13 protein-coding genes are annotated in these 13,126 nt (G+C 70.0%); 9 read left to right on the forward strand and 4 right to left on the reverse strand.

The features are described from left to right. The first annotated feature begins 30 nt into the window (after positions 1-30). The 4 genes from ACGFNP_RS49750 to ACGFNP_RS49765 are packed head-to-tail and all read left to right on the forward strand — an operon-like array spanning position 31 to position 2,975. On the forward strand, positions 31-642 hold the full coding sequence (locus ACGFNP_RS49750) for a TetR/AcrR family transcriptional regulator (protein WP_214641992.1): 612 nt from the start codon (positions 31-33) through the stop codon (positions 640-642). Next, positions 639-1,328: a VC0807 family protein gene (locus ACGFNP_RS49755; RefSeq protein ID WP_393330273.1), complete on the forward strand. Its 690-nt coding sequence runs from the start codon at positions 639-641 to the stop codon at positions 1,326-1,328. The genes ACGFNP_RS49750 and ACGFNP_RS49755 overlap by 4 nt, the downstream gene beginning before the upstream one ends. Before the next feature lie 55 nt (positions 1,329-1,383). After that, positions 1,384-2,349, forward strand: a complete 966-nt coding sequence (locus ACGFNP_RS49760) for a GlxA family transcriptional regulator (protein ID WP_393330276.1) — start codon at positions 1,384-1,386, stop codon at positions 2,347-2,349. 2 nt (positions 2,350-2,351) lie between these two features. Then, a complete protein-coding gene (locus ACGFNP_RS49765) occupies positions 2,352-2,975 on the forward strand; it encodes a DJ-1/PfpI family protein (protein ID WP_358320590.1) in 624 nt (207 codons plus the stop codon). Here the strand turns inward: ACGFNP_RS49765 and ACGFNP_RS49770 are convergent. From ACGFNP_RS49770 to ACGFNP_RS49780, 3 genes are read right to left on the reverse strand one after another with little or no spacing between them, the layout of a single operon-like run. Beyond that, positions 2,964-3,734, reverse strand: coding sequence for an SDR family NAD(P)-dependent oxidoreductase (locus ACGFNP_RS49770; RefSeq protein WP_219532950.1), 771 nt, complete (start codon positions 3,732-3,734; stop codon positions 2,964-2,966). The two genes, ACGFNP_RS49765 and ACGFNP_RS49770, sit on opposite strands and share 12 nt — an antisense overlap. Further along, positions 3,731-4,738 (reverse strand): DUF4432 family protein, encoded by a 1,008-nt coding sequence (locus ACGFNP_RS49775; protein WP_393331163.1) that lies wholly within the window; start codon positions 4,736-4,738, stop codon positions 3,731-3,733. The genes ACGFNP_RS49770 and ACGFNP_RS49775 overlap by 4 nt, the downstream gene beginning before the upstream one ends. 2 nt (positions 4,739-4,740) lie before the next feature. Further along, positions 4,741-5,910, reverse strand: a complete 1,170-nt coding sequence (locus ACGFNP_RS49780; RefSeq protein WP_358320584.1) for a DUF4185 domain-containing protein — start codon at positions 5,908-5,910, stop codon at positions 4,741-4,743. Positions 5,911-6,087: 177 nt separating this feature from the next. Here ACGFNP_RS49780 and ACGFNP_RS49785 point away from each other — a divergent pair, with 177 nt between their 5' ends. Continuing rightward, on the forward strand, positions 6,088-7,542 hold the full coding sequence (locus tag ACGFNP_RS49785) for a protein kinase (protein WP_393330279.1): 1,455 nt from the start codon (positions 6,088-6,090) through the stop codon (positions 7,540-7,542). Between the two features lie 166 nt (positions 7,543-7,708). Here the strand turns inward: ACGFNP_RS49785 and ACGFNP_RS49790 are convergent, their stop codons facing one another. Continuing rightward, the gene (locus ACGFNP_RS49790) at positions 7,709-8,170 is read right to left on the reverse strand and encodes a hypothetical protein (RefSeq protein ID WP_358320580.1); all 462 of its coding nucleotides are present in this window, start codon (positions 8,168-8,170) and stop codon (positions 7,709-7,711) included. Between the two features lie 155 nt (positions 8,171-8,325). Here ACGFNP_RS49790 and ACGFNP_RS49795 point away from each other — a divergent pair, with 155 nt between their 5' ends. The 4 genes from ACGFNP_RS49795 (at position 8,326) to ACGFNP_RS49810 (ending at position 13,106) form a co-directional block, all read left to right on the forward strand. After that, the gene (locus tag ACGFNP_RS49795) at positions 8,326-9,936 is read left to right on the forward strand and encodes an ATP-binding cassette domain-containing protein (protein WP_358320577.1); all 1,611 of its coding nucleotides are present in this window, start codon (positions 8,326-8,328) and stop codon (positions 9,934-9,936) included. A gap of 189 nt (positions 9,937-10,125) precedes the next feature. Beyond that, a complete protein-coding gene (locus ACGFNP_RS49800) occupies positions 10,126-10,809 on the forward strand; it encodes a hypothetical protein (protein ID WP_358320574.1) in 684 nt (227 codons plus the stop codon). A gap of 172 nt (positions 10,810-10,981) precedes the next feature. Further along, positions 10,982-12,424, forward strand: a complete 1,443-nt coding sequence (locus ACGFNP_RS49805; RefSeq protein WP_393330284.1) for a sigma factor-like helix-turn-helix DNA-binding protein — start codon at positions 10,982-10,984, stop codon at positions 12,422-12,424. 10 nt (positions 12,425-12,434) lie between these two features. Beyond that, on the forward strand, positions 12,435-13,106 hold the full coding sequence (locus tag ACGFNP_RS49810) for a hypothetical protein (RefSeq protein WP_358320568.1): 672 nt from the start codon (positions 12,435-12,437) through the stop codon (positions 13,104-13,106). Positions 13,107-13,126 lie beyond the last annotated feature (20 nt).

A 13,126-nucleotide genomic window follows, 5' to 3' on the forward strand; every position in this document is an offset into this window, starting at 1 on the left:
AGATTTACTCGGCTAAGTTAAAAATTACTTGTGCAAGTAAGGAAGGAAGACTCCGTCACGACCTCCGCCCGGCGGGCGCAGATCGTGGCGGCCACCATCGAGACGATCGCCGACCTGGGCTACCACCAGGCGACCTTCGCCCGCATCGCCGAGAAAGCCGGGCTCAGCAGCACGCGGCTGATCTCCTACCACTTCGACGGCAAGGACGACCTGATCGGCCAGACGATCACCACGATCTACACGGAGATCGGGACGTTCATGGCCGAGCGGGTCGGCGCCCAGACCAGCCCCGGCGCCGCGCTCGACACCTACATCCGCTCGCTGATCGAGTTCATCAGGGACCACCGCCGCGAGATGCGCGCGGCCACCGAGGTCTTCCTGAACTACCGGCCGGAGAAGGGGACCACCGCGCAGGAGGCGGCCATCGACCCGGCCTCGCTCCAGCACATCGAGCGGCTGCTGTCCTGGGGGCAGGAGTCCGGCGAATTCCGCAGGTTCAACACCCGCGTGGTGGCGATGGCCATCCAGCGGGCCCTGGACGGCCTGCCGTTCCTCCTGGAGGGCGACCCCACCGCCGACCTCGACGTCTACACGGAAGAGCTGGTCGAGCTCTTCCGCCTGGCGACCCGGGCCAGGTCATGAGCTCACGGAGCAAGGCACTGCTGCTCGTGCTCATCGACCTGGTCCTGCCCATCGGCCTCTACTACGTGATGCGCGCGGCCGACGTGAGCTATCACCACGCGCTGCTGATCAGCTCCCTGCTGCCGGGCCTGAGCGTCGTCGCCAACCTGGTACGCCTTCGCAAGCCCGACGGGCTCAGCCTGTTCATGACGGCCATGATGGTGGGCAGCGCGGCGATCTCCCTGCTCGTCCACGACGCCCGCTTCCTGCTGGCCAAGGACGGCTGGGTCACCGCCATCTCGGGCCTGTGGTTCCTGGCCAGTGTCAGAGGCCGGCAGCCGCTGGTGTTCGCCTTCACCCGCTTCTTCCTGGAAGGACGTGTCGGCCCCCTGGACGGCGGCGGCTCGCGCCGCCAGTCGTGGGACGTCCTGTGGGACCGGCTGCCCGCCTTCCGCAGGATCTGGCGGGTGGCGACGGTCATCTGGGGCATCGGGCTGCTGGCCGACGCCGCCGTCCGCGTGACCATGGCCTACACCCTGCCGCCCGACGTCGTCCCCGGCCTGGGCGGCCTGCAGTACGGCGTCTTCATGGTGCTGATGCAGGTCGTGATGGCCTGCTACCTCGTCCCCACCGGCCTGTACAACCCCTGGTCGGCGCTCTACTCCCCGCTCAAGGAGACACCCGTGGCTCCTGCCCCGTTGGCGTAATCTGCAATAGTCGTGTCATTGACGCCATGGACGGCCGCTGACCAGCATGGAAGGCATGGACCGCCGCGTCGTCATCGTGATCTTCGAGGGCTTCCAGCTACTCGACATGGCAGGTCCGGCCGACGTGTTCTCGGTGGCGGACCTGCTGGTCAAGGAGGGCGGATACCGGGTCGAGGTGACCGCGGTCAGCGCCGGGCCCGTGGCGGCCGGGCACGGGATCGCCACCCTGGTGCCGACGCCGCTGCACGAGATCGAGGGGCCGATCGACACGCTGCTGGTCGCGGGCGGGTTCGGCACGATGACGGGGCTACGCGACCGCCGGATGATCGAAGGCGTCACCCGCCTGGCCGCGACCGCTCGCCGTACCACGTCGGTCTGCAGCGGAGCACTCATCCTGGCCGAGGCCGGGCTGCTCGACGGCCGGCGGGCCACCACGCACTGGCTGGTCGCCGACCAGATGCGCGAGTGGTACCCACAGGTGGAGGTGGATCCCGACCCGATCTACATCAAGGACGGTGACGTGTGGACCTCGGCGGGGGTCAGCGCTGGCGTGGATCTCGCGCTGGCCCTGGTGGCCGCGGACCACGGGCACGAACTGGCCCGGCAGGTGGCCAGCGGGCTGGTCGTCTACCTGCACCGACCCGGCGGACAGAGCCAGTTCAGCACCTCGATGAGCGCCGTCGCGCCGCGGAGCGAGCCGCTCAGGGAGTTGCAGGCGTACATCGACGCCAACCCGGACGCCGACCTGAGCGTGCCCGCGCTCGCGCGCCGCGCCGGGATGAGCGAGCGCCACTTCTCCCGCGTCTTCACCGAGCAGGTCGGTCTGTCGCCCGGCCGGTACGTGGAGCGCAGCAGGGCCGACGCCGCCCGCCGCCTGCTGGAGATCACCGACCGGCCGCTCGACCGGGTGGCCAGGGACTCGGGGCTGGGCCGGCCGGAGACCCTCTACCGCGTGTTCCGCCGCAATTGGCGGGTTTCGCCCGGCGACTATCGCCGCCGGTTCCAGGCAAAGGAGAGTTGATCATGCATGTCGCGATCCCCTTGTACGACGGCTTCACCGCGCTCGACGCCGTCGGGCCGTACACGACCTTGGCCTACGCGCCCGGTGTCAAGGTCACGTTCGTCGCCGCGGAACGTGGGCCCGTCGACGACGACCGCGGCACCCTGACGATCACGGCGACCGCGACGTACGCGGAGCTGCCGGACCCGGACGTGGTGCTGGTCCCGGGCGGGTTCGGCACGTTCGCCGCGCTGTCGGACCAGGCGCTCGTCGGCTGGATCGCCGCGGCGGCCAGGCAGGCGCGGTGGACGACCTCGGTCTGCAGCGGTTCACTGTTGCTCGGCGCCGCGGGCCTGCTGGAGGGGCGCAAGGCGACCAGCCACTGGGCGGTGCTCGACCAGCTGACCGAGTACGGGGCGGAGCCGGTGAGCGAGCGCGTGGTCGTCGACGGCACGGTGGTGACGGCCGCCGGGGTGTCCGCCGGGATCGACATGGGCCTGACGCTGCTCGCCCGGGCGAGCGACGTGGAGACGGCCGAGGCCGTTCAGCTGCTGATGGAGTACGACCCGGAGCCGCCGTTCAACGCCGGCTCGCTGAAGACGGCTCCCGAGGGCACTCTGGAGCGGGCGATGGCTCTATTCGGGTAGCGCGGCCGGGTTGCGGGCGAGCAGGCCGCCGTCCACCCGGTGCTCGGCGCCCGTGATGAACGACGAGCGCGGCCCGGCCAGGAACGCCACCAGTTCCGCCACCTCCTCCGGCCGGCCCACCCGGCCGAGGGGGTGCGCCCGGCCCCACTCCGCGACCTGCTCCTCCTGCGACAGCTTCCCGCGCCACAGATCGGCCGCCCAGCGCAGCATCGGCGTGTCCACCGAGCCGGGACAGACCACGTTCACCCGGATGCCGTCGGCCGCGTGGTCGAGCGCCATCGCCCTGGTCAGGCCGTTCAGCGCGGACTTGCTGGCGGTGTAGGCGGCCACCTGCGCCTGCGAGGCGAACGCCTGCACCGACGACATCACCACGATCGAGCCGCCGCCGCGCGCCCGCATCCTGGGGATGGCGGCCTTGCAGGCCAGGTAGACGCCCTTGAGGTTGATGTCGAGCACCTCGTCCCAGACGTCCTCCGGCGTGTCCTCGACCGTGCCGTAGCGCTGGACGCCCGCGCACGTCACCACGATGTCGAGCCCGCCGTACCTGGCCACGGCCAGGTCGACCAGGTCCCGCATGTCGCCCGCCCGCCGTACGTCCGCCACCCGCCCGGTCACGTGCTCGCTGTCGAGCACCGCCTCCTTGTCCACCCCGCAGAACACCACGGACGCCCCGCCGTCGGCCAGCCGGTCGACCACCGCCCGCCCGATGCCCATCGAACCGCCCGTCACCAGGGCCACTTTGCCGTCGAACTCACTCACGCCAATACCTCCGCGCGCAACCTCAGCACCTTCGTCTCGTGCGGGCCCAGGGTAAGCGCGGTGCCGTTCGCCACCGCCTCGGCCAGGCCGTTGGTGGGCATGCTGGAGAACGGTTCGAGCCCGACCGTGTAAGCCCGGCCCCACCAGGGATAATCGGTGGTCGCGCCGACCTCCTGCCACATCCACAGATACGGCAGAACGGAGGCATCCCACTCCACCCGCATGCCAACATCACCGGAAATTTCGTACCAGCCTTCGGTAAATCCGGTGAGGTAGACGACGTCGCTCGGCGACCCGCGCTCCGGCACCACGCTGAGATCCGTCTCGCCGCCGCCGTCGGCGGGCACCACGGGCCACGTCCACGGCCCGCCCGCGCTGACCCGGCGGCCGAGCGGGTTGATGGCGCTCTCGTGCGGGATGACCGTCACGCCCTCGGGCAGCCGGATGCGGGCACCCGGCTTCAGGAACGGCCGGCCGTACACGATGTGCTGCCCCCACATGGCGTGCAACTCGACGCCGGACTCGTTGGTCACGCGTCCCTCGATCTCCAGCGCGGCCGACCCCGCCGTCAGCCGGAACGTCTTCTCCACCCGGTACGGCAGGCGCCGGGTGCGCACGCTCAGCCGTACCGCGACCTCCTGCTCGGAGTCGGCCACGATCTCGGCCTGCCACGGCAGCCCGGCGACCTCCCCGTGCTGCGCCAGCCGGGCGCCTCGGTACTCGCTGGGCGCGCCGCCGCTGGGGAAGATCTCCTGCCAGCCGCCCTCGTAGTGGTCGATGAACTGGGCGACGTCGTCCGCGGCACCCTGCAGGTGATCGTGCGGATTGCGCAGCCCCTGCGGGGAGAGCCACACGAAGTCGGTGTCGGTTGGCTTGTGCAGGAATTCGATGACGTCGCCGCCCTTGTCGGGCACGACGGTCACGCGGAGCCGCTCGTTCTCCAACACGACCGCCCGCAGCCCGTCGATCACGACGGGCCGCAGGCGTGCCGCCCAGTTCCGCATGCTCACCCGAACGTCACGTCGATGAAGCGCGGCCGGTAGATCGACGAGTCCCGGTAGTGGTCGGTGTTGACGAAGCTGTTGACGTTGTAGGAGACCACGAGCCCCTTGCCGGACACGTCGGGGTGCGCGTGGGCGTTGTAGGTGAAGATGTTCCCGTTGGTCTCGGGGGTGGTGTAGACGGCCTGCTTGCCGGTGAACGGCCCGAACGGCGAGCACGAGGTGTAGGCCACGATGTGCGAGCTCAGTACCTCGGTCGTGTCATGCGTGATCAGCACGTAGGCGTTGCCGACCTTGGTGACGCTGTACTCGTTGGCCACGCCGCTCATGATCCGGGCCGAGTCGGCCTCGTTCGCCGACCAGGTGCCGTCGGCCTTGAGGTACTGCCACTGGCCGAGCAGGCTCTGGCCGTACACCCTCGCGATGTGCATGTACTTGGGCGAGCCGAGGTCCTCCACCCCGTAAACGTAGGTGTAGCCGCCGTCCTTGAGAATGCCGGAGGCCCACGACACGCCGGCCGACGACGGCAGGTCGGTCACGCTGAGCGGCTGGTCGAGCCGGCTCGGCGCGAACCTGGCCAGCACGTTCCGGTGCCAGCGCCAGTCCCACGCGCCGGTGCCGTACCGCTCGTACTCCTGGTAGGTCACCTCCACGATGCCGCCCGCCACGGTGCCGTCTCCGGCCCAGTACCAGTGGTTCTGGTCGCGCGGCGGCATCACCGCGGTCGGCTGCGCGGTGGTGCCGGCGTGGATCGTGGACAGCTTGCCGGCGCTCTCCACGGCGAAGGAGTTGTTCAGGAAGACGGTGTCGCCGCCCTCCCCGACCACCGGCGGACGGCTGCCGTCGGCGTTGATCCTGCCCAGGAAGGTGTCGGAGAAGATCCACACCTCACGCCCGTTGGGCAGCTTCAACGAGTAGGTGCCGTCGGCACCGGTCCAGTCGTCGACGCGGCTGTTGTCGTTGCCGTACGCGGTGAACAGGCTGGTCAGCCTGGCGTCGACGGACGCGCCCCGCACTGTCGGCGCGCACGCGGCGCGGGTGGTCACCTGCTGCGGCGTGGCGGCGGCGACGGACGGCACCGGTTTGGGCGGTGCGGCCAGCGCCTGCTGGGGCACGGCGGAGAGGCTCAGTAATCCGATGGCGAGGGGGATGAGGGCGGACCGGAATCGCGTCATCACACGTCCTAAGGGAGGGGGGTACGCCTACAGTTCTAGTCATTTGATCACTTGGTGTCCAGAGGCTCACCGTGCACTGATCGGAATGTTGCGGAAGTGACCAGACTGTTGTCGTGGTTTGCGAGGTTTCGCGGCTTCCGATGGCATGAGGCGATGATGATCGGGTAGGCCGGTGCCATGTCCATTGCGCGCTATGAGGGATGGCTCCTGGCCGGGCGCTACCGGTTACTGTCCGAGCTGGGCCGGGGTGCCATGGGCAAGGTCTGGCGGGCCCACGACGAGCTCCTGGATCGCGAGGTCGCGGTCAAAGAGGTCATACTCTCCGGCCCGCGGCACGAAGAACTGGCCGGCCGGACCATGCGGGAGGCCCGCATCGCCGCCCGGCTGAGCCATCCGCACATCGCCGCCATCTACGACGTGGTGCTGGTCGACGAACGCCCCTGGATCGTGCTGCAACTCATCCCCGCCCGCAGCCTCGCCCAGGTGATCGCCGAGCAGGGCCCGCTCCCCGTGGCCACCGTCACCCGCATCGCCCTGGAACTGCTGGACGCCCTGCGCGCCGCCCACGCCGCCGGCGTCCTGCACCGCGACATCAAGCCCGCCAACATCCTGCTCACCGACGACGAGCACGCGGTCCTGACCGACTTCGGCCTGGCCACCACCGTCGACGAGGAGTCCCACGTCACCCGGACGGGCATGGTCGTCGGCACCCCCGCCTACATAGCTCCTGAGCGGGCCAGCGGCGGCCCCTCCACCCCGGCGGCCGATCTGTGGTCGCTGGGCGCCACCTTGTACGCGGCCGCCGAGGGCCGAGCCCCCTTCGACCACAGCACCGAGGCGGCCACGCTGACCGCGGTGCTGACCGGCCCGCCCGCTCCGTACCACCGAGCCGGGCCACTGGCCCCGATCATCGCCGGCCTGCTGGACAAGGACCCCACCCAGCGCAGCGACGCCGACCGCGTCCACGAACAGCTGCTGCGCGTGGCCGCCCTGACCGAGCCACGACCTACCTCACCCGCATACCCCGACGCGTACTGGCACCCCGAGGCCGAGGCGATGGGAAGTCTGAGGGCGGCGCGGCGGCTGACGGCAGTGCGCCGGCTGACCCCGGCGACCCGGCTGAAGGAGGTGGGTCGGTTAAAGGAGGGTCGTGGGTTAAAGGAGGTGCGACCGCCGAAGACCGCGCCTTCGCTGAAGGCGGTACGCCGGCAAGGGAAGGTGCGGCGGCTGAAGGCGGCGCGGCGGCTGATCGCCGTGCGCTGGCGCGAGGCGGCCGTCATCGCCGCCCTGTTCGCCAGCGTCGTCGCCACCGGCTCCTGGTGGAACGCCGCCCCCACCGTCACTCCCATCGCCGACCCCGTCGCACCCACCCAAACCACCCCCGCCAAGGTCGCCGCCCACCCGGCATTCGACCTGACCGGCATCCCGCAGGTCCAGAACGTGTCCCGCAACCGACTCCCCGACACCTCCGACGGACCCGAACAACCCGCCGTCCGCCCGGCCACCTCCTCCGGCAAGGCCGCCGCCGCCCTGAAGAAGGCCCAGAAGGCCGCCGCCAAGAAGGCCGCCAAACTGGCCAAAGCCAAACCGGCCAAGCCCGTCAAGGTCCACGGCAACGGCAAGAAAAGTTAGCCAGGCTGCCGATTCGCCGTGCGAGCGATGCTCCTCATCGGCCACGCCGTGAGTCGGTCTGCTTCGGGTGCCCAGTCCCGGCACGGGTGATCCACAGGGTGCGACTCTCGTCGTCGATCGCGTACCAGACCCGGCGGCCGGGGAACATCATCACCTCGTCCTGCCATCATGACTCGCCAGTCGGACGAGGGACGTCTGGCCCGTCACCGGGGAAGGGGCCCAGGAGCTCGCGGGCGAGTTGCGGATCGCTCCAGACCACGGCAGTGGATCGCCAGGAGGTCAAGGCGCGTCCGAACGGCAGCAACTCCCCCGTGTCCGCTCCCGCGATCAGGTGGTCGAGGAGTTCGCGTACGCATTCACGGCGCTCGGCGTCGGGCAGCCAGGTGACCCAGGGGAGCTCCTCGGTAAGAACCTCCTCGGCGAGGCCGACGTTGCGACGCGCGACGATGGCCAGCGCACGGGCGGCGATGCGAAGGCTGGCCGTCCCCGCCTCGAAACGCTCCGCACGCATCAAGATGAGGTTCTCCTCGTCGCGCCGCTCAAGGATCACGTCGGCGTGGTCGAGTGAGGGGAGGATCTTCGAGGGGCCGCGCAGGAAGGCGCTGTAAGGAAAACTCTTCGTCGCCATGGGAACAGCATATCTGAAGTAGTTCAGACGTTTGGTGAGCGACATCTTTGTGGCGAGCCCAATTCACTGGTTACGAGAAGCCGGGCGTGGAAAAGGAGGTGCCCTTCGGAGTTCTGGATAGGTAGCCTGCCCGGAGGTATGCGAAGGGAATCGCCGTGGCGCACGTCGAAGTGGGACATCTGACATACGTGCTGCCCGATGGGCGGCCGCTGCTCAACGACGTGTCATTCAGGATCGGCGAAGGCGTCAAGGCCGCGCTCGTCGGGCCCAACGGCGCGGGCAAGACCACGCTGATGCGGCTGGTCGCCGGGGATCTGCAGCCGGTCGCGGGCAGTGTGGCGAGTTCCGGCGGGCTGGGGGTGATGCGGCAGTTCATCGGCAGCGTGCGTGACGGGAGCACGGTGCACGACCTGCTGCTCAGCGTCGCGCCGCCGGCCGTGCGGCAGGCGGCCGAGCGGCTGGACCGGGCCGAGTTGATGATGATGGAGCGCGACGACGAGAAGGCGCAGATGCGCTACGCGCAGGCCATCACCGACTACACCGACGCCGGTGGCTATGACATCGAGGTGCTCTGGGACACGTGTACGGTGGCCGCGCTCGGCGCGCCGTACGACAACGTGAAATATCGGGATGTGGCGACGTTGTCCGGCGGCGAGCAGAAGCGGCTCGTGCTCGAAGCGCTGCTCCGCGGGCCGGACCAGACGCTGCTGCTCGACGAGCCCGACAACTACCTCGACGTGCCGGGCAAGGAGTGGCTGGAACAGGCGCTCAGGGAGACGTCCAAGACGGTCCTGCTGGTCAGCCACGACCGGCAGTTGCTGGCCAACGCGGCCGATCGCATTGTCACCGTTGAGTCCGGAAATATCTGGATCCATGGTGGCGGGTTCGCCACGTACGCCGAGGCCCGCAAGACCCGCAACGAGCGCCTCGACGAGCTCCGCCGGCGCTGGGACGAGGAGCACGCCAAGATCAAGGCCCTGGTCATCATGCTGAAGAACAAGGCCAGATACAACGACGGCATGGCCGCCGCGTACCACGCGGCCCAGACGCGGCTGCGTAAGTTCGAGGAGGCGGGCCCGCCCGAGGAGGCCCCCGCCGACCAGAACATCAAGATGCGCCTCAAAGGCGGCCGCACCGGCAAGCGCGCCGTCATCTGCGAGGGACTGGAACTGACCGGCCTGATGCGGCCGTTCGACCTCGAGGTCTGGTACGGCGAGCGCATCGCGGTGCTTGGCTCCAACGGCTCGGGCAAGTCCCACTTCCTGCGGCTGCTCGCGGACGAGCCGATCGGCCACTCCGGCGTCGCCAGGCTCGGCGCCCGCGTGGTCCCGGGCCACTTCGCCCAGACGCATGCCCGGCCCGACCTGCGCGCCCGCACGCCGGTGGAGATCGTCATGACCGAGCACGCCAGGCTGAAGAACGAGGCCATGAAGATCCTGGCCCGCTACGAGCTGGCCGGGCTGATCGCCGAGCAGCGGTTCGACACGCTCTCGGGCGGTCAGCAGGCGCGGTTGCAGATCCTGCTGCTGGAGCTGTCCGGCGCGACGCTCCTGCTGCTCGACGAGCCGACCGACAACCTCGACCTGGCCAGCGCCGAAGCACTCCAGGTGGGCCTGGACGCGTTCGAGGGCACGGTGGTGGCGGTCACGCACGACCGCTGGTTCGCCGCGGATTTCGATCGCTTCCTGGTGTTCGGCGCGGATGGCACCGTTTACGAGTCCGCCGAGCCGGTTTGGGATGAGGCCAGGGTCGTACGCCCTCGTTGAATGCGTTAAAGATTGGTACGGCAGGCGCGTGTCCCGTCTCTGCCGTGCCCATAGACCGGTTATTACGGCAAAGTGATCCCGCGTAGCCGAACCGTCAGCCTCCTCGCACTCGGGGCGATCTGCCTAGCCGGGTGCTCGAGCGAGGAATCGCCAGTACAACAGCTCAAGCCGCTCGCCCTCAAGGAGCAGGTGGCCAACATCGTCAAGTCCTCCGACGGCTACGCCGTGAACTGGGCAGGAGTCCTCAACAACGTCAATCCATGGCACTTCGGCGAACACGTGGTGGCGACGGTCATCGGCCGTGACGCTGCCGGCGCCGAGGTGGTCCGGATGGACCAGTCGCTCGACGCCGTGCCGCCGGGTGGCTCGCTGGCCTTCACCGGCCAGGTCAACGCGGCCCAGAAGCCGGCCAAGGTGACGATCGAGTATCGCCCCGCCCAGTGGCGGCCGGCCGCCCGCATCGCGTCGGCGTTCAAGGAGTTTCCCGTTTCGCGGGTGCAGACGCTCCGACAAAAGGACCATTCTTATCTCATCACCGGCTATGTCGGAAATCCCTATCAGCTTTCCGCCAGCAGTCTCGTGGTCAACGTGTTGCTGCGCGACAAGGCGGGCAAACTGCTCGGCGGCGGCAGTACGTTCGTCGACGACGTGAAGGCGGGCAGCCCGCCGCGTTTCATCCTGACGGTCGGCGGGCTCCCCGCGGGCAGCGAGGTGGCCAAGACCGAGGTGACGGCCCGGACCTGGGGTTCGACCGGCCGTCCCTTCGAGGATCTGGCGCTGGGCGGCGCAGTGCCGGTGCACACGGTCAAGCCGACCACCGAACCGTTCGCCGTGGACCGCGGCAGCCAGGCCATGGCCGAGCACCAGCAGTGAATGGCTCATCAAATATCAATCAAATAAGCTGATAAATCGGGCGGAGCGGCCATTCGACGCAGGCTGGCAGCGCTGAATACGCGGGCTTTCTGGTGAAGTAGCCGACGACAAGCGCTGCCATTCCCGCAGAATCGGTAGAACTACAAGTTACCAATCCATTACCTTCGGTCATATGAATGACCGCGCCCTGGTCGAGTCACTCCGCGCCCGCGCCCCGGGCGCCCTCGCCGCGCTCTACGACGCCTACGCCGAGGGCATCCACAGATACTGCTGGTCCCTTCTCCTCAGCTCCGACGGTGCCCAGGTGGCGCTCCGCGACACGATGATCGCGGCGGAGGCCCACGCCGGCTCCCTGGCGGATCCCGGCCGCCTGCGCCCATGGCTGTACGCCCTGGCCCGCGCCGAATGCCTGCGCCGGCGGATGGCCGAGCCGCCGGGCGCTGACGAGGCACTGGCGCAGGCGCCGCCACTCGACGACGCGGCCGACGCCGACCTGCGGATCATGGCCTGGAACGCGATCCAGAGCCTGCGCCCCGGCGACCGTGAGGTGCTGGAGCTGTCCGCCGCGCACGAGCTGTCCACGCCAGAGCTCGCCGCGGTGCTGGGGACGGCGGCGCGCCACGTCGAGGCGGCGCACGAGGAGGCGCGCGAACGGCTGCGCGACGCGATCACGGCGGAGATCCTGGCCAGGAAGGGCCCCTACGACTGCCCGCGACGGGCCGGCATCCTGACCGGCTTCTCCGGCGAGCTGACCGCAGAGATGCGCGCCCAGTTGATCGGCCACCTCCCGCGCTGCCTGACCTGCTCCCCGCACCGCACCCGCCAGGTGTCGGCGGCCAAGGTGTTCGAGCTGCTGCCCCGCGTCCCGCTGCCGGACTCGCTCGGGGTCAGGGTGATGAGCTGCTTCGCCGACCCGGAGCTGCTGCCCTATCGCCGTTACGTGGCCAGGCGGTCGGGGGCGCTCGACGCCGCCGGATTTCCCGTTGCCACGGCGCGGCACTCTCGGAAGTGGCCTCAGGCGCTGGCTGGCGCGATGGCGGCAGTCGCGACCGTGGTGGCGATAGTGGTGATCTTCCAGCAGTTCGGCCGGGTCGACGGCGGGGTGCCGGGCATCGCGTCCGCCGCCTTCCCCGCGCCGGGCGAGCCGCCCGCCATCAGGCTGCCCTGGCACTCCGCGCCTCGGGACGTACCGATCATCGTCGAGCCCATCCTGGACAGTACGGTCACGGTCCCGCTGGGAACCCTCACCCCGACGACGCCGGCCACCGGCCCCACCTCGCCCGCCCGAAGCACGCCAGAGACCCGAGAGGCCACCGAGACCGCCAAGGACCAGACCAAGCCTCAGCTCACGGGCACCCCCACGCCCGACCACCAGTCCGCCGAGCCCGCGCAAGAGCCGGACAAGCACCCGGACACGCGGCCGGAGCGGCAGCCGGACAAGCGGCCCGGCGACCACCCGGACAAGGGACACCACCCCGGGCGCACGCCCTGCCCCACCGACACCCCGACCCCCGCCGCGCCACCGACCCAGACGCCGGTCGCCACACCGATCGCCACGCCGACCGTCGCACCGGCACAGACGCCGACCGCACCCGCCGTCGTCCCGGCCGGCTGAGCCCTCCCACATGGAGTTGTACCAACTGCGCGAGGACCCCCAACTGGGCTGCCGGGTCTGCCCTCTACCGGTCAGCGAGAACCTGGCCGAGCTGATGGCCAGGAGCCACCACATCGCCTGGCCCACCTGGCTCGACCAGGGCCCCCGCATGCTCCGCGACATCCTCGAACTCTGCCGCCTGCGCACCGCCCGCGGCCTCGCCGTCCTGTCCTGGCTGTCGGGGAGCGAGCCGCCGTCCGGGCCGGCCGCCGAGCTCGGCTGGCTCTGGACCTCACGCCGCCTGACCGGCCAGCGCCAGGAGCGCTTGTACGGCGCCGCGGCCGCGGTGCCGGAGCCCGTGCTCGGCCTGGTGCTCGCCAACTGGACCTGGGCGCTCGGCACCTGCCACGGCGGCCGGGTCGCCGCCCCCTACCTGGCGGGCACCGCCTACCCCGGTGACGGGTCGGTGGCCGCCGCCGCCACGATGACCCTTTACCAGACCTTCGACCGGCACCCGGAGTCGCGCCCGGCCATCGCGGCGGCCTGGGCCGTGGCCCGGGCGGGCGCCGACTGGTGCCGGGCGGCCGAGCTGCACGCCGCCTATGGGACGCAGACGCCGGTGTTCACCTATCCGCGAGGGACGGGCCCGGTCCCGGCGGGTGTCCGGCCGTGGATAGAGCGCCTGTTCCGGTTGCGGGGCTGATGTTACGAAAGAGGTCAGGG

Source organism: Nonomuraea sp. NPDC049269 (assembly GCF_043197155.1).
In the GTDB taxonomy this organism is placed as follows: Bacteria; Actinomycetota; Actinomycetes; order Streptosporangiales; family Streptosporangiaceae; genus Nonomuraea.